The sequence below is a fragment of the Streptomyces sp. H39-C1 genome, assembly GCF_027158125.1.
In the GTDB taxonomy this organism is placed as follows: domain Bacteria; phylum Actinomycetota; class Actinomycetes; order Streptomycetales; family Streptomycetaceae; genus Actinacidiphila; species Actinacidiphila fildesensis.
This window is the reverse complement of record NZ_JAPVLS010000030.1, coordinates 27,379-49,742: the sequence shown is the minus strand read 5'-3', so window position 1 is coordinate 49,742 and position 22,364 is coordinate 27,379. Positions and strand designations below refer to the sequence as shown.

The 22,364-nt window shown below is 70.2% G+C and carries 18 protein-coding genes and 1 pseudogene; 13 read left to right on the top strand and 6 right to left on the bottom strand.

The genetic code is table 11. The features are described from left to right. Nucleotides 1–243 precede the first annotated feature (243 nt). Entirely contained in the window at nucleotides 244–573 is a 330-nt protein-coding gene (locus O3W51_RS20930) for a hypothetical protein (protein WP_138353665.1), read from the top strand. A gap of 23 nt (nucleotides 574–596) precedes the next feature. Further along, nucleotides 597–2,156: a sodium:solute symporter family transporter gene (locus O3W51_RS20925; protein WP_138353664.1), complete on the top strand. Its 1,560-nt coding sequence runs from the start codon at nucleotides 597–599 to the stop codon at nucleotides 2,154–2,156. Between the two features lie 12 nt (nucleotides 2,157–2,168). On the opposite strand, the gene O3W51_RS20920 is transcribed toward O3W51_RS20925, so the two are convergent. The 3 genes and pseudogenes from O3W51_RS20920 to O3W51_RS20910 all read right to left on the bottom strand — a co-directional run. Further along, a complete protein-coding gene (locus O3W51_RS20920; protein WP_187145089.1) occupies nucleotides 2,169–3,221 on the bottom strand; it encodes a hypothetical protein in 1,053 nt (350 codons plus the stop codon). Nucleotides 3,222–3,428: 207 nt separating this feature from the next. Beyond that, nucleotides 3,429–4,139: a TetR/AcrR family transcriptional regulator gene (locus O3W51_RS20915; protein ID WP_269287140.1), complete on the bottom strand. Its 711-nt coding sequence runs from the start codon at nucleotides 4,137–4,139 to the stop codon at nucleotides 3,429–3,431. A gap of 179 nt (nucleotides 4,140–4,318) precedes the next feature. Further along, nucleotides 4,319–5,440: pseudogene (locus O3W51_RS20910) on the bottom strand (methylmalonyl-CoA mutase family protein); the annotation flags it as partial. A gap of 557 nt (nucleotides 5,441–5,997) precedes the next feature. Here O3W51_RS20910 and O3W51_RS20905 point away from each other — a divergent pair. Then, nucleotides 5,998–6,249 (top strand): DUF6059 family protein, encoded by a 252-nt coding sequence (locus O3W51_RS20905; protein WP_138353662.1) that lies wholly within the window; start codon nucleotides 5,998–6,000, stop codon nucleotides 6,247–6,249. 19 nt (nucleotides 6,250–6,268) lie between these two features. On the opposite strand, the gene O3W51_RS20900 is transcribed toward O3W51_RS20905, so the two are convergent. Next, the gene (locus O3W51_RS20900; RefSeq protein ID WP_138353661.1) at nucleotides 6,269–7,150 is read right to left on the bottom strand and encodes an SDR family oxidoreductase; all 882 of its coding nucleotides are present in this window, start codon (nucleotides 7,148–7,150) and stop codon (nucleotides 6,269–6,271) included. A gap of 185 nt (nucleotides 7,151–7,335) precedes the next feature. Between O3W51_RS20900 and O3W51_RS20895 the strand changes: the two genes are divergently transcribed. The 5 genes from O3W51_RS20895 (at nucleotide 7,336) to O3W51_RS20875 (ending at nucleotide 14,544) form a co-directional block, all read left to right on the top strand. Further along, nucleotides 7,336–8,010 (top strand): FadR/GntR family transcriptional regulator, encoded by a 675-nt coding sequence (locus O3W51_RS20895; protein WP_138353660.1) that lies wholly within the window; start codon nucleotides 7,336–7,338, stop codon nucleotides 8,008–8,010. 318 nt (nucleotides 8,011–8,328) lie between these two features. Continuing rightward, the gene (locus O3W51_RS20890) at nucleotides 8,329–9,504 is read left to right on the top strand and encodes a substrate-binding domain-containing protein (RefSeq protein WP_187145088.1); all 1,176 of its coding nucleotides are present in this window, start codon (nucleotides 8,329–8,331) and stop codon (nucleotides 9,502–9,504) included. After that, nucleotides 9,489–11,051 (top strand): sugar ABC transporter ATP-binding protein, encoded by a 1,563-nt coding sequence (locus O3W51_RS20885; RefSeq protein WP_138353658.1) that lies wholly within the window; start codon nucleotides 9,489–9,491, stop codon nucleotides 11,049–11,051. Before O3W51_RS20890 ends, O3W51_RS20885 begins: the two co-directional genes overlap by 16 nt. A gap of 5 nt (nucleotides 11,052–11,056) precedes the next feature. Next, nucleotides 11,057–13,336: an ABC transporter permease gene (locus O3W51_RS20880; RefSeq protein WP_269287139.1), complete on the top strand. Its 2,280-nt coding sequence runs from the start codon at nucleotides 11,057–11,059 to the stop codon at nucleotides 13,334–13,336. 11 nt (nucleotides 13,337–13,347) lie between these two features. Then, entirely contained in the window at nucleotides 13,348–14,544 is a 1,197-nt protein-coding gene (locus O3W51_RS20875; RefSeq protein WP_138353656.1) for a flavin reductase family protein, read from the top strand. A gap of 59 nt (nucleotides 14,545–14,603) precedes the next feature. Here the strand turns inward: O3W51_RS20875 and O3W51_RS20870 are convergent, their stop codons facing one another. Beyond that, nucleotides 14,604–15,251: a TetR/AcrR family transcriptional regulator gene (locus O3W51_RS20870; protein ID WP_244809530.1), complete on the bottom strand. Its 648-nt coding sequence runs from the start codon at nucleotides 15,249–15,251 to the stop codon at nucleotides 14,604–14,606. A gap of 112 nt (nucleotides 15,252–15,363) precedes the next feature. Between O3W51_RS20870 and O3W51_RS20865 the strand changes: the two genes are divergently transcribed. Together O3W51_RS20865 and acs are read left to right on the top strand one after the other, a co-directional pair. Beyond that, complete coding sequence (locus O3W51_RS20865; protein WP_138353654.1) at nucleotides 15,364–16,092, top strand: hypothetical protein; 729 nt, start codon at nucleotides 15,364–15,366, stop codon at nucleotides 16,090–16,092. 106 nt (nucleotides 16,093–16,198) lie between these two features. Then, entirely contained in the window at nucleotides 16,199–18,172 is a 1,974-nt protein-coding gene (acs, locus tag O3W51_RS20860; RefSeq protein ID WP_269287138.1) for an acetate--CoA ligase, read from the top strand. Between the two features lie 35 nt (nucleotides 18,173–18,207). Here acs and O3W51_RS20855 read toward each other — a convergent pair whose 3' ends face one another. Next, entirely contained in the window at nucleotides 18,208–18,936 is a 729-nt protein-coding gene (locus O3W51_RS20855; RefSeq protein ID WP_138353653.1) for a GntR family transcriptional regulator, read from the bottom strand. A 480-nt stretch (nucleotides 18,937–19,416) separates the two neighbouring features. Between O3W51_RS20855 and O3W51_RS20850 the strand changes: the two genes are divergently transcribed. The 3 genes from O3W51_RS20850 to O3W51_RS20840 are packed head-to-tail and all read left to right on the top strand — an operon-like array spanning nucleotide 19,417 to nucleotide 22,364. Next, nucleotides 19,417–19,791: a cupin domain-containing protein gene (locus O3W51_RS20850; protein ID WP_138353652.1), complete on the top strand. Its 375-nt coding sequence runs from the start codon at nucleotides 19,417–19,419 to the stop codon at nucleotides 19,789–19,791. Further along, a complete protein-coding gene (locus tag O3W51_RS20845) occupies nucleotides 19,788–21,035 on the top strand; it encodes a CaiB/BaiF CoA transferase family protein (protein WP_244809528.1) in 1,248 nt (415 codons plus the stop codon). Before O3W51_RS20850 ends, O3W51_RS20845 begins: the two co-directional genes overlap by 4 nt. Nucleotides 21,036–21,095: 60 nt before the next feature. Then, on the top strand, nucleotides 21,096–22,364 hold the full coding sequence (locus O3W51_RS20840; protein WP_269287137.1) for an acyl-CoA dehydrogenase family protein: 1,269 nt from the start codon (nucleotides 21,096–21,098) through the stop codon (nucleotides 22,362–22,364).

Sequence of the window (22,364 nt, the reverse complement as noted above, 5' to 3'; positions counted from 1 at the left end):
GCTGGTGCGAGGTCCGGTCGGGATGCGTCGGGATTCGATCGGGCTGACGCCTTGACGGCCTTGCTTGCAGATCCCATGCTGACGTGTCGGACCTAATGGTTACCCCTATTTGGCTCGCTCGCTTCCCGCCTGTCCGCCACAGTTCGGATGCGGTGAGGCTCCCTGACCGCTTGCGACCCATGCGCCCAGGGGCCGTCGCCTGAGCTCGATTGATCAAGTGCAACGCACCGTCTGGGAGACCGCATGAGCTTGTTCGACCCCTCATCCCCCGGCGCGAGACCGTCGGCCGTCGGTAGCGCCGAGCCCCTGCGCCCGCTGCGTCGGGCCGCGGCGCGGTCACGACGGCGTTTCCTGATCCGGAACGGCTGCTGCTTCGCAGTGGTCATCGTGCTGCCCCTCGTGATGGGCGGCAGTTTCGGGACCGGCATCGGCGGCGGGCTGACCGTCAGCATGGTGGTGTTCCTGGTGCAGGCCGTGCTTCTGGTGGTCATTGCCGCCCGCTTCGATCACGATTTCCGCACGCAGTGCGACCCACTTAGCGCGCCCGAGAACGTCAACGGAGTGGTCCGTTGACCAGCCTCGCAGTTGGCGCAGGGTTGACAGCCACGCCCATCTTCGCCTTCCTGATGACCGTGTGCGCCACGCTCTTCTTGTGCGTGATGTTCAGCTCGTACGGCGACGAACTGAGCGAGTTCTATACCGCACGCAGCTCTTTGACCCCGCTGCGCAACGCCTTGGCCATGTGCGGCGATTACGTCTCGGTCCTCATCCTGCTGGTTGCCACCGGATCCGTGGCGCTCACGGGGTACGACGGTCTGACCCTGGCCGTGGGCTCAGCCACCGCCATGGGTGTGCTGCTGGTGCTGGCCCAGCCACTGCGCAACATCGGTCGCTTCACTCTCGGCGACACCTTCCGTGCCCGCTTCCCCGGCCGGGCCGCGCGCATCGCCGGGGCCGTCGTGACCTTGTCCTACTGCCTCCCCCTGGCCATGGTGCAACTGTCCGCGGCCGGGCGGGCCACCTCCGTGCTGGTCGGGTTGGACGGCAGCGGCGCCGGACAGGTCTGCACCGTGCTGATCGGCGTGATCATGATCTGCGCTGCCGCCATGGGCGGCATGCGCGGCATCAGCCTGCTCCAGGTCGTCAAGACCGTCCTGCTCCTGTGCACCCTGGTCGTACTCGTCCTCGCCCTGCTCAATCATCTGGGCTGGAACCTGAGCGCGCTGCTGAACGGCGCGGCCTACGGCAGCGGACATCCGAACGCCTACTACACGCCGGGCCTGTTGCAGGGGACCAGCTCCACCGGACGGTTTGAACAGTTGTCTCTTCTCGTCACGGTGATCCTCGGCGCGGCCGTCGCGCCCCACCTGCTGATGCGCCTCAACACCTCCCGGAGCGGTGCGGCCGCCCGGCGCTCCGCGACCGGCGCCCTCGGCCTGGTCGTCGTCCTCCACGTCATGGCCGTGGTGCTTGGTCTCGGCGCTGCGGCACTGGTGGGCGCGCATGCCGTGGCCGCGGCCGATCCCAGCGGCAGCTCCGCCCTGCTGCTGCTGGCCGTACAACTCGATTCCGGCGGGCTGCTCCAGGCAGCCGTGGTCTCGGCGGTGTTCATCACCAGCTTGTCCGTCGTCGCCGCGCTCCTGCTGGCTGCGGCATCCTCGCTGGTCCACGACGTGCTCGCGCATACCAGCCGGGACGGGCACATGGCGGCGCCGACCGAGATCAAGGCGGTGCGCTGGACGACCATCGTCATCGGCTGCGCGACCTTGGCGCTGGCGACCATCTGCTACAACTGGTCCGTCGCCTTCCTCGCCCATGTGGTCGCCGCCGTCGGCGCGTCGGCGATACTCCCGGCGCTGGTGTACGAGCTGTTCTGGAAGGGCTACACCCGAACCGGCCTACTGTGGACCATCTACGGCGGGCTCGGATGCTGCCTGCTGCTGCAGTTCTTCGGGCCCGCCGTCTCCGGCGCCCCCGCCGCACTCTTCCCGCACAGCGACTTCGCCTGGTTCCCGCTGCACACCACCGGCCTGGTGTCCGTCCCGGTCGGCTTCCTTCTCGGCTGGGCCGGCAGCACCCTCAGCACACGGCGCGGCGCCGCCCACGTCCCCTACGCGGAACTGGAGACGCGCGCCCTGAACGGTGCGAGCACGTGACCCGCCGGCTGATCACCGGGCCGGGGAGACCGCGCCCTTGGGGTGAGGGTCGGCGGCGGGCGACCGCCGGACGACGACGGGCTCGAAGCGGGTGGCGGCGGCACGCCGGCCGCGTCGGTCGGCGATGAGCGCGAGGGAGACCCCGAGGACGATCCAGCCCGTCAGGACCAGGGCGGGGGGACCTGCCGTGGCTCCGTCGAAGTAGGCGTTGGTGCGCAGGAGACTGCCGGCCGCACCCGGAGGCAGGAGCTGGCCGAAGCCGGCCCAACCGGCGGGGAGCCAGTGGGGCCCGGTGGCCAGGCCCGAGAGGGGGTTGCCCAGAAGCATCAGCATCGCCCCGCCGAGGGCGAACCCGGCCATGCCCAGCAGCGCCTGCAGACCGAGGATCGTGGTGGACATGGCGGTCATACCAAGCACGACACCGCAGGCGTTCAGCCAGTAGCCACCGCCGATGGAGCCGGTGGCGAACTGGAGTACCGCCGCGACAGCCGCGCCCGCCACCAGGGAGAACAACACGGCTCCGGCCAGCCGGGTGCGCAGGCCGCGGTGCCCGGGAAAGACGCCGCCCAGGATCAGCGCGGGAAAGATGCCACCGAAGATCATGGGCATCAGCGCCGCGGTCAGCCCCGCGCCACGCGGATCGTCCGCGGTGAAGGGCACCACGTCGTGGACGGACACGGATGTGCCCTGTTCCGCGGCGAGAGTCTTGGCCAGTGTGGTCAGGGCACCGGTCGCGGAGGGGGCTCCGGCGGTGGCGGTGTAGACGTCGAGTCCGCCCGCGTGCGGTGCCAGACCGCCGACGAGATCCTGATCCTCGACCGCCGACGTGAGATCCGAGGCGCTGCCGTAGACCTTGACGTCCCAGGTGTCGCCGCCCAGGCCTTGCTGCAGGCCGTGCGTGGCCTGCTGGGTGCCGGCGATCCCGATGGGGATGCGGTGTGGGCCGCTGTGCAGGGAGGGCAGCGCGAAGGCGCACAGCATGGTGGTGATCAGCGCTGCCAGGCCGAGGACGACCAGGACGAGCTTGCGGTGCGTGGCCGTGGATGCGGGGGCGAAGTTGTCCATGAAGATCATTCCGATCGCCGGATCCGCCCTGCGGGCAGGGCGGCAGCACTCGTGACGGACGGGGGTGTCGGCGTGGGCGCGGCGAAGCCGACGCAGGAGAGCGCAGGCTCACGTGATACTTGAGTACACCCTATCTAGATACAAGTGTCAATTCCGTAGCGAGCCCGTACCTCCCTGCGGATCGGCATCCGGAATCATCAGCAGCGACTACCCCTGCGGGCGCGCGCCGTCCTCCGCCGTCGGCAGAGCGACGGCACGCAGGAACGCTTGGGCGAACGTCTCGATGGCCTCGTCCCTCGTGGTCAGGTACTCGGCAGCCACCTGACTCGTGACGGGCCGCAGGAGGAGGTGCAGGAGAAGCGGGCTGACCATCTGCTGGGTCAACAGCAGCAGGGGCAGGTCACGGATGCGCCCGGCGGCCACTTCCGTCGCAAGCCACTCGCCGAGGCCGGCCAGCATGCGGGGAGTCAGGTTCTGAAAGGCGAATTGGACGTTCTTGTCGTGCGGCCGGGCAAAGACCTCGGCCAGGAGGGCCGGCAGGACCCGCGGCTCCCGCTCCATGGCGTTGCCGAGCAGGCGGTAGAGCTGGTGCACGGTCTCTTCCAGGCCGCCGTGCGGCCCGGCCAGAAACGCCTCGACGTCGACGATCGGACTGTAGCGCTCGAACACGGCCCGGAGGAGTTCGTCACGCCCTCCGAACGTCACGTAGAGGCTGGGCACCGAGCACCCGGCCGCAGCCGCGACCCGCTCGAAGGTGACCTTCCCCAGGCCTTGCTCGCTGATCAGAGCACCCGCCGCCTCGATGGCACGGTCCCTGACCGGCTTTCGGCCCCCGGGATCAACGCCCGCGGCCCGCAGCGCTTCGTCCAGGGAACGCCGGCTGCCTCCCAGTCTGCGCAGCAGTGTACTGCGGGACATGCCGGCCTCCCGGGCGATGTCCCGCAAGGTCACGTCGGCCGGAGCCAAACCGCTCGCATCCGCGGCTCGCAGAGTGGCTTCCACGATCGATGGGGGGACGGTGCCGGCCGCTGGCTCATTGATACGTGACATATCGCCCACTATAACTTCTACTTGCATACCGGACTGGATGCCGGGATCGCACGCGGCCCGACGGTCCCGGCGAGCCGGTCGGCGATCATTCCGGAGCGCAGGGCCTTCGCCTGTCCCCCGGCATGTTCGATGCTCTGGAAGAACTCCCATGCACCATGGGCGAGTTCATCGGTGAGCTTTTCCACGTACCAGGAGCCGCCCGCGGGGTCGATCACCCGCGCGAGGCGCGACTGCTCGACGAGCAGGGCGGAGGTGTTGCGCGCGCTCCGGCGGACGTACCCGCCGAAGGGACCGGGAGCGTCGTCCTCGAAGGACAGTGCGGTGACGGCTTCCGCGCCACCCGCTCCGGCCGACAGCGCGGCCATCGTCGTGCCCAGCATGTTCACCCAGGGGTCCCGGCGCCGTTTCATCAGCGGTGAGGACACCGCGTGTTGACGTTGCGCCGCCAGGTCGGCGGCGCCCGCCACCCGCGCCCACAGCCGCCGTGCCGCCCGCAACTTGGCGATGGTCACGTACCGGTCCGCGGTGGCCGCGTAGCGGAACTCCACCTGCGAGGACGCCTGTTGCTCGTTCATCCCCGCCTGCCGCAGCTCGCGGAGGTAGGCGGCTCCCGTCGCCAGCGCGCACCCCAGCTCCTGAGCGGCCGATCCGCCGGCTTCGTGCCAAGGCAGCGCGTCCACGGTGAGTGCCCGCAGCGCGGGGTACGCGTCCGCGCAGCGCCGCGCGAGGTACGCCGCCGCGCCGAAGCCGAGCACCTCACCCGTGCGTGCCTCATGGCCCAGCGGATCCGCCCCCAAGCATCCTCGGACAGTCGCCCGGGCGATCCCCTGCGCGTCGTACAGGCGCAGCAGCTCGGCTGCGGCCGGGGCGGCCTCGGCGCCCGCGTCAAGGATGACCGGCGTCAGACCGAGATGGACACCGTCCAGGACCTCGTCGAGCGCGAGCACAGGGATGGCATCGGCGCCGACGACCAGCCAGAGCGAGGTCACGCCGTTGTCCAGGTCGGCCAGGACGGCGGAGTTGTCCGGCACCGAATGCCGTTGGCGCATCTCCCATCCGGCAGGGGCGCCGCCCCCGGCCCACGCCCCGCGTGCGGACGGAACGGCGCCGGGGACACGGGTCCCGGGGAGCGCGGTACGTGATGCGTGAGAGGCCTGCGTGACGGTCCCTCCAGCGAAAGGATGATCTTCGTCGGGCAGGACAGCCATGGAACCCTCACAGGGTCGGTGAGCGAGTCGATGAACGCCTTGCGGCCCTCCGCAGCATAGTAGGACCGATTCCACAACTGTCAACACTTTGGCGCGGCATGAGGGAGGTGGGCATCGAGCGGGACTCCCCCGTACGGCTTCTCCGCCCGTGGAGCCATCCGTCTCCGCTAATCCTCGCGTCATAATGTTGACACTTTTAGTTCCCCTGGGCTTAAGTGCTGCTGAACACACGCCGTTCCACTGCACCGGCTACCACCCTCGGCGGCGATCCCCCATCAGCCTGCGACACGCCCACCGTTCGGCCCGCACACCCGCGGGGCCCGAACGGTGCCGGCATTCCCGTCGACCGGATCCTCACCCGCCGGGCGGCCTTCGTCGCCGCACGCGCCCGATCTGATCGAAGGCGTGCGGTGCATACGCATACCGGTGGGAGGAGACCGAGAATGGATACTCGTGACAGCGGCCGACGGAGGCCGGACATGACGGGGCCAGGACGTATTCGCCGTGCGCTCCGGAGCTTGCTGATTGCCATCGGCGAAGGCCTCATGGTCCACGGCGGACGGGACATGTACCTCGCGTCCCGGCCGGACCACCACGCGTGCTGGGAGCACGGCGGCAGTGCCGGCGCGGTGTGCCCGGCCGCGTTGCACGGGCCGCCCCCGGGCCATCCGGAACGGCTCTGTCCCGAGGTCCCGTTGACGGCCCAGGAGCACCAGTTGATGCGGGACCTGGGGCATCTCGGCTGGAAGTACCCGAAGAACAGCTGGTAGCCAGGCAGGTCGCCCGTTCCTACGCGGCACCGCCCACCAGGAACCGGGCGTACTCGCGCTGCGTGAACTGCTCGAACGTCGTCGGGCGCCGGCCGAGCAGCCACGTCAGCACGTTGGAATTCCCGATGAAGTCATGACTGCTGTAGTGGTCGGTGATCGCCCGCAGGAGCCGGGTCTGGTACGGAAACCGGGTCGGGTCGTCGGTTCCGAGGGCTGCTTTGAGAAAGTCCTCCGGGTCGATCCGCTCCGCGGTGATGTCGCGGCCCGTCACCTGCGCCACGGCGTTCGCGAGGTCGTAGGCCGTGTAGCGCCCCGGCGCCACCAGTTCGTACGTCGCTCCGGCGTGCGGGGCGCTGTCGGTGAGGACGGTGGCGGCCACTTCGGCCACGTCGTCCACGTCCACCATCGACTGGTAGCGCTCGAGCGCCCAGGAAAGGACGAAGACGCCCCTCTCGAACGCGGGCGTGAGCCGGTGGCGCAGCATGTAATTGGCGGGCTGGAGGATGGTGAACTCCATCCCCGAGGAGATGAGGTGCTCTTCGAGGTCGCGCTTGATCTCGTGTTGCACGAGGTCGGTGACGATCGCGTGCAGCGCGGAGCTGAGGACGAAGTGCCGCACGCCGGCCGCGCGGGCCGCGTCGATGGCGGCGAAGCCCATCTGCCGTTCATCGGGGTGCAGGGCCGGCCCGACGTAGTAGACCTTCTCCACGCCGCGCATGGCGCGTGTCAGGACCTCGTGGTCGGCGAGGTCGCCGACCACGACATCGGTGACGCCGGCGGCGCGGAGGACCCGTGCCGATGCGTCGGAGCGAACGCAGGCGCGGAGCGCGAGCCCGACCGCCAGGAGGCGTGGGTTCAGGAGCTTGCCCTGGTTGCCGTTTGCTGCCGTCACGAGTATCACGATGCGGTCTCCTTGCGAGCGGAACGTCCTCCGACGTAATAGACCTAACCATTAGGCCTGATCAGCTTGTGACGCGGGGGCGGGCCCGTCAAGACGTCCGGGCGGCGAATTGCGCCACGTCCGCGGATCGGCGCGACCCCGGCGGCGCCCGGTCGGGCATCGGAACTATCCGATAGGCTCCATCCATGGTCCTGCCTGCAAGCCGCACACGCGCCGAAGAGGTCGTGGTCTACGTCGAGGACTCGATCGACAAAGGCGGCTTGCGTCCCGGCGACCACATCGGCACCCGGGCCGATCTGCGGGAGCAGACCGGCGTCGCGCGGGCCACGGTCAACGAGGCGATCCGGCTGCTGCAGGAACGGCGCCGGATCGTGCTGCGGCCCGGCCCGGGCGGAGGACTGTTCGTCGCGGCGACCGATCCCGTGGTCAGGCTCGGGCGCACCCTCCTCACCGTCCACGGTGAGCCCCTGGCGGTCGCCGGCGCGATCGAGGTCCGTGAGCAGCTCGAGCCGCTGGTCGCCGCACACGCGGCGCAGCATCGCACGGCCAAGGACGGGCGCGAGCTCAAGTCGCTGATCGCCGCGATGAAGAAGAACCAGAACGACGTGCCCCGGTTCGTCTCGCTCAACTGGGACCTGCACGTCCGCATCGCGGCCATCTCGCCGAACGCCGTTCTGCGGGGTACCTATGTCGGCCTCTACGAGTTCGTCAACCAGGTGTCGCTGGTGACCCCTCAGCCCAGCGACAACGACAACATGGCGCAGCGTCTGCAGGTCCACAGCGATCTGGTCGCCGCCATCATCGCCGGCGATGTCGCCGCCGCCATGCTCGCCGCGGAAGCGCACCGCCACTCCAGCTGAGCAGGGCAGCCGCCCCGCCGGACACCGACGCGTCCCGCGGGCTTCCGGGGTGCGCGTACGCCGCCATCCGACGGCTGTAACGGTGGCTGCAACAGGTGCCTATCGGGCCTAACCATTACAGCTGATGCCAGGCGCCGAAACATGAGCGTCATGTCGCCGCAAAGCCCTTGACACGCTGGTCGAAGCGTTGCAGGGTACGGCCTATTGGTTCGGTCCATTTACCTCGGGAACATGTCGCAGGGATGCGAAGGCAGTCCCCAGAGCGAACCCGTTCGCAGCATCAGGTTCTTCTCTCGCAGACACAACGGAGTGTGCAAGATGCGCGCAAAATCCAGTGCTCCCAGACGCGGCAGCGACGCCCGCGGAGGTCTCCCCCGTCTGTCCGGAAGGACCGTCGCGGCATGTGCCTCGGCGATCGCCCTCGTGTCCGTCGCGGCCTGCGGCTCCTCATCGGACTCGCCCTCCTCGGACAAGCCGCAAACCGCGAACGTCACCGCGGTGAAGGCCGCACTCGCGCCCTACACGGCGCCGCCCACCGCGTTTCCGGTGAGTGAGCCGCTGGCGCAGCGGCTCGCAGGCGGCAAGAAGTTCGTCTACCTGCAGTGCTCGACGCCCATCTGCGCGGCCGTGGGCCTGTTCGTGCAGCAGGCGGTCGGCGGCATCGGCGGGACGTACACCGTGGTCAACGCCGGTTCGACAGCGCAGACGGCGCAGGCCGCCGCGTCCAGCGCGAACGCCCTGAAGCCGGACGCCGTCATCCTCGGCGCGATCGATCCGGCCCTGTTCGGCGGCGGTCTGAAGAAGCTGTCCCAGGACGGCGCCAAGCTGGTCTCGCTGCAGGTCGCCAAGGATGTGAAGCCGTACGGCATCACCTTCAACTACCTCGGTCAGGATCTGAGTCAGCGCAACGGGAAGCTGCTGGCCGACTGGGTCATCGCGCGCAAGGGCGCCGAGGCCGACGCGGTGCTCTACACGCTGCCCGCCCTCGACATCTCGGCTCCGCTGCAGAAGGCCTTCCAGGCCGAGATGAAGGCGAACTGCCCCTCGTGCAAGGTCCGCGCGGTTCCCGTCGACGTGGCCACCATCGGGACCACGGCGCCGCGCACCATCGTGACCGATCTGCAGGGGCACCGGAGCACCAACACGGCGGTGTTCGTCAGCCTCTCGGCGGCCGGAGGCCTGCCGGCGTCCTTGAAGGCGGCCGGCCTGTCCGTCACGACCGTGGGCTTCGGTCCCACCGCGGGCAACCTGCAGGACATCAAGGACGGCAAGCTGACCGCCGCACTGAACATCGACTTCCCGGTGTCGACGTGGACGGCCGTGGACGCGGCCGCGCGCCTCCTCGGGGGTGCCCAGCCGACGGCGAGCGAACAGGCCGGCGTAGTGCCCGAGCAGTTCCTGGAGCAGAAGGACATCACGTTCGACCCGACCCGCGGCTGGTCGGCGTTCCCCGACTACGCCCCGCGGTTCGCCAAGCTGTGGCTGACCCCCTGATGGCCGCCACCGCGGCGCCTCTGCTCCGCATCGAGGGCATGTCGAAGACGTTCCCGGGCCTCAAAGCCCTGGACGACGTGTCGCTGGAAGTCCATCCCGGGGAAGTCGTCGCGGTGCTCGGGCACAACGGCTCGGGCAAGTCGACCCTCGTCAAGATCCTGGCCGGCGTGCACCAGGCCGACCCCGGGACGGTCGTCGAGGTACGGGACGCCGCGGGCGAACTGGTCGCCGGAGCGGTGGCACGCGAGGGTCTGCACTTCATCCACCAGGACCTCGGTCTGGCCGACATCCTGACGACGGTGGAGAACCTCGGGTTGCACACCTCGGCGCGCGGACGGGCGTTCGCACCCGTCCGCGGCGCCGCCGAGCGACGCCGCGCCCGGCAGCTCATCGCCCGGTTCGGCGCCGACCTGGACGTGACGCTCCCGGTGGGCAGGCTGTCACCGGCGCAGCGCACGATCGTCGCGATCGCCCGCGCGCTGGACGGCTGGACCCGGCCGGACAACGTGCTGCTGCTCGACGAACCCACTGCGGCCCTGCACGGCGATGAGGTGCACGTGCTGTTCGAGGCGATCCGGCGGGTCGCCGCGTCGGGAGCGGGGGTCGTCTTCATCTCCCACCGGCTCGACGAGGTGCTCGAACTGGCCGACCGCGTGGTGGTGCTGCGCGACGGACGGGTCGTCGCCGAGCAGGCCACCAGCGAACTCGACCACGACACGATGGTGACGCTCATCGCCGGTCGCGAGATCGCCGAGACGGCCATCACGAAGCGGGACGAGGCCGGTGAGCCGGTGCTGACCATGGCCGGTGTCAGCGGCGCGGAGATCAGCGGCTTCTCCCTGACCCTGCACGCGGGTGAGATCGTCGGCGTCGGCGGCATCCTGGGCTCGGGACGTGAGCAGCTCGCACCGATGCTCTTCGGCGCCCTGCCCCGCTCCGGCGGCCGGGTGGAGGTTGACGGGCGCGAACTGATCCCCGACGACACGCTGGCGGCGATCGAGAGCGGGATGGCGTACGTACCGGCCGACCGCCGCCGCAGCGGTGTGGTGATGGAGATGAGCGTTCGGGAGAACCTGACGCTGCCACTGCTGCGACCGCTGCGACGGTCCTTCGGCCGTCTGGACCGGCGGGCCGAGCGGGCGCAGACACGCACGTGGATTCGGACCGTCGGATTGCGCCCGCCCAACCCCGAGCAGCCGCTGAAGCTGTTCAGCGGCGGCAACCAGCAGAAGGTCGTGCTGGCCAAGTGGCTGCGCGTCCGCCCCCGTGTGCTGCTGCTCGACGAGCCCACCCAGGGTGTCGACGTCGGCGCCAAGGCGGCCATCTACGACCTCGTCCTGGCCGCGCGGCGCGACGGGGCCGCCGTCCTGCTCTGTTCCTCGGACACGAAGGAGCTCGTGTCCCTGTGCGACCGCGTCCTGGTGCTCAAGGACGGCCGGGTGGTCAACGAGGTTCCGCGGGAATCCCTGACCGAGGAACAACTGGTCCGGGACGAGCTGGGGCTCCAGACGGCGGCCCGTGGCATCAGCACGAACGAACCGGAATGAGAAAGATGCAGACGACTGAGATCGCTGTGGGCCCCGCGCGGGCGACGGACGCCCCGGAGCCCGAAGTGGTGCACGAAGCAGACTGGCGCGTTCGGTTCCGGCGGGCGCTGGCGTTCGGGAACATATCGGCGCTGTACCTGCTCGCGCTGATGGTCGTGGTGTTCGCGCTGTGGGTGCCCGACACGTTCCTGACGTCGGGGACCTGGCGCTCACTGCTGTCGGACCAGGCGGTCACCTGCCTGGTGGCGGTCGGGCTCGTGCTACCGACCGCGGCCGGAGTGATCGACCTGGCGGTCGGTGCCCAGGTCGGGCTCGGAGCGGTCCTGGTCGCCCGGCTGCTCGTCGGCAACGTACCGATCCCGGTCGCGATCGTGCTGTCGCTCCTGGGCGGCGCGGCCGTCGGACTGTTCTCCTGGCTGATGATCACCCGCGCCCGGATCCCGTCCTTCATCGCCACGCTCGCCGTCAGTTCGCTGTTGGCCGCGGCGATCGCCTGGCTCTCGGAGAGCCAGCAGATCGTCGATCTCCCTGCCGGCTTCGGCAAGCTGGGCACGGGTCAGTTGCTCGGCATCACCTACCCCGTCTACATCCTGCTCGCCGTCGCCGTGCTGCTCTGGTACGTACTGGAACGCACACCCGCGGGTCGCCGCGTCTACGCCACCGGCGGGAACGTCAACGCTATGGGCGGCAGCAGCGAGGCCGCGGAACTGGCCGGGATCCGGGTCTCCCGGGTCATCCTGTTCTCGCTGATCACCTCGGGTGCGGTCGCGGGCCTGGCCGGCGTGCTGCTGACCTCACAGCTGTCGACCGGCGACCCCACGGTGGGACCCGGCTACCTGCTCCCCGTGATCGCCGCCGTCTTCCTCGGCTCCACCCAGTTCCGCGGCGGCCGCTTCAACATCTGGGGCACCGTCGTCGCCGCCTACACCCTCGCCGTCGGCGTCAAAGGCCTGCAACTCGCCGGCCTGCCCATCTGGATCCCCGACCTGTTCAACGGCACCGCCCTGCTCGCCGCCGTCGGCCTCGCCGCCTGGCGCAAGCCGCCGGTGACCCGCCGGGAAGCCATCCTCCGGCTGATCCGGAACAACACCACCACGGCCTGGACCGCCCGACGAGCCCGGCGCAGCGAGCTGCTCGCTCGGGCCGCCACCGCGGACGGTGCCGCGGCGCCCGCGCCGGAGACCGCCGGTGCTGCGGATGACGCGATGCACGAGGCGCGCTGGGTGGTCCGGGTGCGGCGGGCGGTGGCCTTCCAGAACGTGTCGGCGCTGTACCTGCTCGCGCTGATGGTCGCGGTGTTCTCGCTGTGGGTGCCCGACACCTTCCTCACGTCGGGGACCTGGCGGTCGCTGCTGTCGGACCAGGCGGTGACCTGCCTGGTGGCGGTCGGGCTGGTGGTGCCGACCGCGGCCGGTGTGATCGACCTGGCGATCGGCGCCGAGGTCGGGCTCGGAGCGGTCCTAGTCGCCCGGCTGCTCGTCGGCCACGTACCGACCCCGGTGGCGATCGTGCTGTCGCTCCTGGGCGGCGCGGCCGTGGGACTCTTCTCCTGGCTGATGATCACCCGCGCCCGGATCCCGTCGTTCATCGCCACGCTCGCGGTCAGTTCGCTGTTGGCCGCAGCGGTCGCCTGGGTCTCGGAGAGCCAGCAGATCGTCGACATCCCGGCCGGCTTCGGCAAGCTGGGCACGGGGCAGCTGTTGGGGATCACGTATCCCGTCTACATCATGCTCGCCGTCGCCGTGCTCCTCTGGTACGTACTGGAACGCACACCCGCGGGCCGCCGCGTCTACGCCACCGGCGGGAACGCTCAGGCCGCCGGCCTCGTCGGCGTGCGCACCACCCGGGTCATCCTGTTCGCGCTGATCACCTCGGGTGCGGTCGCGGGCCTGGCCGGCGTGCTGCTGACCTCACAGCTGTCGACCGGCGACCCCACGGTGGGACCCGGCTACCTGCTCCCCGTGATCGCCGCGGTCTTCCTCGGCTCCACCCAGTTCCGCGGCGGCCGCTTCAACATCTGGGGCACCGTCGTCGCCGCCTACACCCTCGCCGTCGGCGTCAAAGGCCTGCAACTCGCCGGCCTCCCGATCTGGATCCCCGACCTGTTCAACGGCACCGCCCTGCTCGCCGCCGTCGGCCTCGCCGCCTGGCGAAGGAGGCATACCACCCGCAGGATCGGACCGGGCCGCTTCAAGCGCCCACACCCGACGGCCCACCAGCCGTCCGCACCGAAACCCGGACGTCCCGGCGCCCTCCCGAACGTCCGCAGCTCCGACAGCAACTGAAGGAGAGATCCATGTCCAAGGCCATCGACTCCGCACTGTTCCGCGAGACGCTGGGGCACTACCCGACCGGGGTGGCCGTGGTCACCGCGATGGCAGAGGACGGCCACCCGGCCGGCATGGTGGTCGGCACGTTCTCCTCCGTCTCCCTGGACCCCCCGATGGTGGCGTTCTTCCCGGCCACCGGCTCCCGCAGCTTCCAGCAGCTCCGGACCGCCGAGGCCTTCTGCGTCAACGTCCTGGCCGCCGACCAGGAAGCGCTGTGCCGCCGCTTCGCGGCCGGTGGAACGGACAAGTTCGACGGCGTGCGCTGGCGGCTCGGAGAGCTCGGTTCGCCCATCCTCGAGGACGCCGTGTCCTGGATCGAGTGCACCTACCAGGACATCCGCGAGGCGGGCGACCACTTCATCGTCCTCGGGCTCGTGCAGGACCTGGCCGTCGAACGGTCGACACTCCCGCTGCTGTTCTTCCAGGGCGGCTACGGACGCTTCTCCCCCGGCTCCCTCCTCGCCTCCCCCGATCCCGACCTGATCCAGGCGGCACAGCTGGCCGAGACGATCCGGACCCAGATCGAGGACCTCAGTACCGAACTCGCGGTCAACTGCGGCGTCCTGGTCAAGATCCGCGGAGACGCGGTACAGGTGCTCGCCGCGAACGGAGGATCCGTCGCGGAACCGTTTCCGCTCGGCCACCGGCAGCCGATCATTCCGCCCCTCGGAGCGGCCTTCCTGGTGAACTCGCCGGCGGCGGAGGTCGAGGAGTGGCTGGAGCGCGCCCCGGACGACCGTGCCGACCGCCGCGACCTCCACCGTGCCCGGCTCGACAAGGTGCGCGAGTGCGGCTACTCCCTGCTGGCCGCCGAACCCCGCCTGATCGAACGCCAGCAGGCGGCCCTGTCGGCCTTCGAGGAGTCCGACCGCCTGCCGCGGCATGAACGCGCGGTCCGGCAGGCGACCTCCGAGCTCGCCGAACTGTTCTGCCCCGACCTGCGGCCCGGCGAGCAGTACGACCTCGCCTCGATCGTCGTCCCCGTCCCCACCTCCGCGGAACTGCCGACGATGGCGATCCGGATGGCCGGGTTGCCCGCTGCCGTGTCGGCGGAACGCATCGAGTCCTGGGTCGACCGGCTCCAGCAGGTCGCGGCCGCGGCCGGGGCGGCCATGAGCGGCGCGGGCGACCGGAAGCAGCAGGACGACCACGCCGAGGCGTAGGGACGGGGGCACCCGTGAGGACCGGATCGCGGTGCGATGCGCTCGCGCCAGGCGCAGGCTCAGGCCTGGACGGCGGAGCGGCGGTCGGGCGTGAGGAGGTAGGCGATCGCCATGTCACTGAGTTCGTCCGCATACCGGTGGGCCGCGTCACCGGTGGCGGCGTCGGGGCGCACGGAGTTGTGGAAGCAGGCGCCGAGGATCGCGCGGGCCGCCGTGTCCAGCGCTGCCGGGCGGTCGGAGCGCCGAATCTCGTGGGAGTGGGGGGCCGCGGCTTCGAGCAGCAGGCGGTGGATCGTGGTGATGGTGCGAGACCCCCGGTCGAGGGCCTTGGCTCCCCGCACGCGCAGCAGCTCGGGGAAGAGCGTGCTGTTGTCGGCGAAGGACTGCAGCAGCGCGTGCGCATAGGCGTCCATGACACCGGACAGTGACGGCCCGGCCGCGCGCAGCCGCTCGGCCACGTACTCCTCGCGCCGTTCCAGCATCCGCTCGGACAGGGCCGTGACCAGCTGTTCCTTGTTGTCGAAGCGCCGGTAGATCGAGCCGACGGCGACGCCGGCGCGCTGGGCGACACCCGTCATCGTCATCTCCTCCAGCCCTGCCGAGGAAGCGATCTCCTCGGCCGCCTGCAGGACGCGAGCCAGCGTCGCGGCGCTGCGGGCCTGCCGGGGTTCCCGGTAGGGCGCGGGGCGGTCCGGCTCATCAGTCATGTCCCGCATGGTATCGGCGGCGTCCTCGCAAGAAGTCTTTGACAAGTGCTGCACCCTTTCGGGTATCGTCGTGAATGTGAATTCGCATTCACATTCTACTGGAGGTTCCACCATGACCGACAACCAGCCGTCCGCCCCCGTGACCGTCTCGCTCGAAGCGGGGATCCCCGGCGGCGGGAGCATCGACGACTTCGAGCTCTTCTACGCGCGCCGCGCCCTGCACCGCTTTAGGACCCGGCTGGGACGTCAGGGGCTGCTCGACCTCCTGGCGAGCGACATCGAGGAAGGCAACGCCTTTCTGCGCGAATGCGCGCGCGTCTCCGAGGGCAGCTTCAAGGCGGGCACGACCGTGCTCGCGGCCCAGGGCATGGCCGCAGGAGAGTTCCTGGCCTGGATGGACAAGGCGTTCGCCGCCGCCGACGACACCGCGCTCCTCGCGGCCCACCCCGAGCACTACGCGATGGGCGCCGAGAACGGCGGCCCGCCTCGCGTGGTGGAGAACATCGGCCCGCACGTCTGCTCGTTCTACATGGGCGGATGGGGAACGGACGCGATGGCCTGGGCCGAGGACGTGGCCGAGCTCCTGCCGATGTCCGATTTCCCGCACAAGATGTCCTCGAACCTCTTCCTGGCGGACGGCACGGTCGTCGGGCGGGCGCTGATCCAGTTCGGCGACACCCCGGACGGCTTTACGGCCAACCTGACGGTCTACTTCCCCACCGCCTGCCCTGACGACGTCCTGGAGCACCACCTGCGGCACTACGCCGTCGAGTTCCGGAACTGGATCGTCGCCGCCGCGGCGATCGCGCCTGAGACCTGGGCCGCGCCCACTCCTGCTTGACCATGTGCGTCGAACGTGTCGGGCGGTTCGGATCCGGCAGGGGTCTGCTGCCCGACGCCTTCCTCCGCACCCGGCACCCGGCACCGGCCAGAAAAAGGAAACGGACATGTCCACACCACGGGATCGTGACGACGCCGCGGCGAGCCGCCCGCCGGGGATGAGCCGGCGTTTCGCTCCGCCGGCCGAGCTGGCCGCATCCGCCAACGTCACCGCGGACGCGTACGCGCTGGCCGAGTCGGACCGCCCGGCGTTCTGGGCCGAGCAGGCGCGCCGGTTGAGCTGGGAGATCGAACCGACGCAGACGTTGGACTGGTCGAACCCGCCGTTCGCGAAGTGGTTCGCCGACGGCAAGCTCAACGTGGCCTACAACTGTGTCGACCGGCACGTCGAGGCGGCCAACGGCGACCGGGTCGCGATCCACTTCGAGGGCGAGCCCGGCGACAGCCGCGCGATCACCTACGCCGAGCTCAAGGACGAGGTCAGCCGGGCCGCCAACGCGTTGACGGAACTGGGCATCGAGGCCGGTGACCGGGTCGCGGTGTACCTGCCGATGATTCCCGAGGCCGTGATCGCGATGCTCGCGTGCGCGCGGGTCGGGGCGGCGCACTCGGTGGTCTTCGGCGGGTTCTCCGCCGACGCGGTCGCCTCGCGGATCCAGGACGCCGACGCCAAGCTCGTCATCACCTCCGACGGCGGCTACCGGCGGGGCAAGCCCTCCGCGCTCAAGCCCGCCATCGACGAGGCCGTCACGAAGTGCCCGACCGTCGAGCACGTCCTGGTGGTGCGCCGCACCGGCCAGGAGACCGCGTTCACCCCAGGCCGGGACGTGTGGTGGCACGAGGTCGTCGCCCGGCAGTCCGCCCAGCACACCCCGCAGGCCTTCGACGCCGAGCACCCGCTGTTCATCCTCTACACCTCCGGCACCACCGGGAAGCCCAAGGGGATCCTGCACACCTCCGGTGGCTACCTCACCCAGACCTCCTACACCCACCACGCGGTGTTCGACCTCAAGCCGGAGACCGACGTCTACTGGTGCACCGCCGACATCGGCTGGGTCACCGGCCACTCCTACATCGTCTACGGGCCGCTCGCCAACGGCGCCACCCAGGTCATCTACGAAGGCACCCCCGACACCCCCCACCAGGGACGCTTCTGGGAGATCATCCAGAAGTACGGGGTCACCATCCTCTACACCGCGCCCACCGCGATCCGCACGTTCATGAAGTGGGGCGACGACATCCCCGCGAAGTTCGACCTGTCCTCCCTGCGCGTGCTGGGCAGCGTCGGCGAACCCATCAACCCCGAAGCGTGGATGTGGTACCGCGAACACATCGGCCACGACCGCTGCCCCATCGTGGACACCTGGTGGCAGACCGAGACCGGCGCGATGATGATCAGCCCGCTGCCCGGCGCCACCACCACCAAGCCCGGCTCCGCACAGCGCGCCCTGCCCGGCATCGCGGCCACCGTCGTGGACGACGAGGCCAACGAGGTCCCCAACGGATCCGGCGGCTACCTGGTCCTGACCGAGCCGTGGCCCTCGATGCTCCGCACCGTCTGGGGCGACGACCAGCGCTACATCGATACCTACTGGTCCCGTTTCCCCGGCCGCTACTTCGCCGGTGACGGCGCGAAGAAGGACGACGACGGCGACATCTGGCTGCTCGGCCGCGTCGACGACGTCATGCTCGTCTCCGGCCACAACATCTCCACCACCGAAGTCGAGTCCGCGCTCGTCTCGCACCCCAAGGTCGCCGAGTCCGCCGTCGTCGGCGCGGCCGACGCCACCACCGGCCAGGCGATCGTCGCGTTCGTCATCCTGCGCGGCACCGCCACCGACTCCGACACCCTCGTCGCCGAACTCCGCGACCACGTCGGCAAGACGCTCGGCCCGATCGCCAAGCCCAAGCGCATCCTCATCGTCAGCGAACTCCCCAAGACCCGCTCCGGCAAGATCATGCGCCGACTCCTGCGCGACGTCGCGGAAGGCCGGTCAGTGGGCGACACCACCACGCTCGCCGACGCCGGCGTGATCGCCTCGATCCAGCGGCAACGCGCCGCGCAGGGCCGGGAGGACTGAGCGAAGGTGGTGAAGGGGCGCGGACCGGTGCGCGGTCACGGACGGCAGGCGGCCGCCAGGGCCCTGCGGATCCGGACGGGCTCGTACGTGGGCGACGCCATCGACAGGACGACGAGGGCGGTGCGGCCGAGGTGCGCCGCCAGGGCGTGGGCCGCGGCGTCCGCGTCGCCGGACTTCACGGCCTCGGCGATCGTGCGGTGCTGGTCGCCGGTACCCGCTTGCCACTCGAGCGGGTTCCACGACACGAAACAGAGGCGATAGCGCGTGGCATGGTCCGACAACAGGGCGAGTTCACGTTCCAGGCGGGGCCCGGACGGGCGGATCAGAGCGCGGTGGAACTGCTCGTGCGGGCGCTCCCACAGCTCGACGTCGCCGGTGCGGGCCGTCTCGTCCATCTCCTCGAGCAGCTGATCGAGGAGATGGAGGTCGTCATCGTGCATGCGCGGAACCGCGATCCCGATGGCCAGCGCTTCGAGGCTGATGCGCATGGCGTAGAGCTCGTCGAGGTCCTCGTCGCTGAACGCCGCGACACGGGCGCGGTGTTGGGACTCCTGCTGGACGAAACCCTCGCGTTGCAGGATGCGCAGCGCTTCGCGCAGGGGGCCGCGGCTCACCCCGAGCCGGCGGGCGAGCTCGACCTGCGACAGCGGATCGCCGGCGCGCAGCTCCCCCCGCATGATCGCGCGCCGCAGCTCGTGGTGGGCCCTGCTCACCTCGTCCGGGTGGACGGGGGTGTCCGCCACCTCGACCGACCGTTCCGTCATCGCCTGTCGGCCTCTCGCGGGTTTCTCAACGCTGACCTCTCGTGCCGCGGATGGGCGGCTGTCCTGGAAGGGCTCGGACGGGTGCAAGTTACCACCGTAGCCGATCCCGATCGGCGACCTGCTGACATTTTATCGGCCTCGGGAGCCGCCGCTGCCGCAACGCGATGGCATATCAGCACGTCAGAAGCCTATCTACACAGCAAGGCCATCAGAGGTCGCTAAAAGTGTTGACATTTTGAGGGCGTCTTCTAGAGTGATGTCTCACCAGCACCACCTTTCTCCGGCGGCCTCGACGGCCTTTCGCGCCAGGCGCGACCGTGTCGGACACGGAGGGCGAACCGCCGAGGCGGCCGCACCGTCTCCGCCGCTCGGACATCCCGCGCCGGGTTCCCACCGGACGGCCTCGCCCGTTCCGCCCCGGGGACGACCACCACCGCACCTACCCGACCTGCGGCCCAGCCAGAACGGATCGACCCGATCATGCCGATACACATCGCCCGGCTCGCCCAGGCCCAGCGCTTCCAACCTGCCGGCCACTACGATGTCGGCCCCCTCCACCTGTTCGGCGGCGAGAAGTACGACGGCGCCGTGACGGTGGCCCTGTCGCACTACCTGCCCGGGGGCCGCGCGGACCTGTCACCGGTTCCGATCCAAACGCTCTACCTCGTGCTGACCGGCACCCTGACGCTCACCGACGCCGACGGCCGCACGTGGGACCTGCACGCCCTCGACGGGGCGCGGCTCACCTCCGGAACGCCCCGCAGTGTCGAGAACCGCACGAACCTGCCCGCGAGCATGCTGGTGATCCGGCCGAACCCGGACGCCTCACCGGTGAAAGCTGAGGTGCAGCCGTGACCGAAGCACTGAACGAAGCGCTGGACGGACCCGTGGACGCACCCTCGAACGGGCCGCTCGCCGGACTCCTCGTCATAGACCTCAGCCGGGCACTCGCCGGCCCCCAGGCCGGGATGATGCTCGGCGACCTGGGAGCCCGCGTCATCAAGGTCGAGTCCCCGGCCGGGGACGACACCCGGTCCTGGGGGCCGCCCTTCGTCCCCGCCGACGACGGCACCGAGGTGTCGTCGTACTTCCTGTCCTGCAACCGGAACAAGGAGTCGATCACCCTCGACCTGAAGCGGGACGAGGACGCGCAGCTGCTCGCCCGGCTCGTCGAGCGGGCCGACGTCCTGCTGGAGAACTTCAAGCCGGGCACGCTGCAGCGGCTCGGCTTCGGCAGCGACCGGTTGATGCGGCTCAACCCGCGCCTGGTGGTGCTGTCCATCAGCGGTTTCGGGCACGACGGGCCCGAGTCCGCCCGCGCCGGGTACGACCAGATCGCGCAGGGTGAAGCCGGGCTGATGTCCCTGACCGGCCCGGACGCGGACCACCCCCAGCGCGTCGGCGTGCCGATCGGTGACCTGCTGGCCGGCATGAACGGCGCGTTCGGCGTGCTGGCGGCGCTGCGAGAGCGCGACCGCACCGGCCGGGGGCAGATCGTCCGTACCTCGCTGCTCGCCGCGGTCGTCGGCGCGCACGCGTTCCAGGGGACCCGCTGGACCGTGGCCGGCGAGGTCGGCCGGGCCCAGGGCAACCACCACCCCTCGATCGCCCCCTACGGACTGTTCCGCTGCGCGGGCGGCAGCGTGCAGATCGCCTGCGGGAACGACGCCATGTGGGGCCGGCTCTGCGAGGCGTTCCAACTCCCTTCCGACGACCCGCGCTTCAGCACGAACTCCGTCCGGGTGGCGAACCGAACCGCACTCACCGCGCTGCTGGACGCCGTCTTCGCGCCCTACGATCCGGCCGAACTGCTGGAACGGCTGGCCGACGCGGGCATCCCCGCAGGCCGCGTCCGCAGCCTGGACGAGGTCTACCAGTGGGAGCAGACGCGCTCGCAGCGGCTGCTGCTCGACGTCGAGCACGAGAGCCTGGGGAAGATCACCCTGCCCGGATCACCGCTGCGGACGTTCACCGTCGACGGCACCGGCGCCGAGACCGAGACGACCAGCGTCGGCGACGGTGCGCCACCGCTGCTCAACGCCGACGCCGACGCCATCCGGGGCTGGCTGGACGAACCGCTGCCGGTGCCGCCGAGGTGACCTCCGGGAACCCCCGACCCACCGCATCCGACTCGCAGAACATCACAGGAGATGACGAAGATGTCAGCGACACACGACACGTCCGAGAAGCTCGCCGAGGTCCTCGAGAAGGTCAGGACACTCGGGCCCACGCTGCGCGAACGCGCGCTGGAAGCGGAGCGGGCGGGCCGCCATTCGGACGCGACCATCGCTGACCTCGACGCCACCGGTGTCTTCGACATCGGCAGCCCCGCCGAGTTCGGCGGGTACGAGTTCTCCGTCCGGCAGCAGCTCGACGTCGTCTCCGAGGTCGCCAAGTGGGACGGCTCCTGCGGATGGACCGTATGGGTCGGCGCGTCCACCAACTGGATCCCCGCCGGCTCGGGCGCCCGGGTCGTCGAGGAGGTCTACGGCCCGGCCTGGGTGGGGCCGCGGGTCTCCGGCTCGAGCCACTTCCCCGCTTCCCGAGGGCGCGCCAAGCGGGTCGACGGCGGCTGGATCCTGTCCGGGGGGCCCTGGACCTTCGGGAGCGACGCGCTGTGGGCGCCCTACACCAACCTCGGCTGCATCGCCGACGACGGCGAGGGGCCCTACCTGGTGGGCGCCCAGGTACCGCTGGACGAGCTGCGCTTCCTCGACGACTGGAAGGTCGCCGGCATGCGCGCCACGGGGAGTGTGTCCATCAAGCTCGCAGGCGACGAGCTCTTCGTCCCGGAGCACCGCTGTGTCGACTTCCGTGACATCACCGGCGCCCGTCTCGACAGCGGCCTCAAGGGGTCGATCTGGCAGGCCCCGTCACTCGGGTGGGCGTTCAGCCTGATGGCCGGCATGTCGATCGGCATCGCCCAGGGCGCTTTGGAGCGCTTCCTGGAGCGCTCCAAAGGCCGGCCGGTGCGCGGCACCACCTACAAGAACCAGCTGGAAGCCCCGCTGACACACCTGATGCTGGCCGAGGTCCACTCCAAGCTTCAGTCCGCGACGCTGATGACGCGGGCCAACGCTGAGGAGACCGACCGGCTGGGCGCGCTCGCCGCCGCCGGGACGCCAGCCGATCCGGAGTACCTGCAGAAGTTCAGTGCCCGCGTCCTGGTGGAGACCGCTTACGCGGCCAAGTGGTGCGCGGAGGCGATCGAGCTGCTGCAGCGGAACTCCGGCTCGACGGCGATCATGGAGAGCGAGCCCATCCAGCGGGCCTGGCGCGACGCACGGGTCATCACCCTGCACGGCGCGCTCAACCTCGAAGCCCTCTCCGAGAACTACGGGCGGCTGATGGCGGGATCCCAGCCGCACAACTTCGCGGGCATCACCACCCTCGACCGCTTCGCGCCGGCCCCCGTGAAGCAGGGCTGA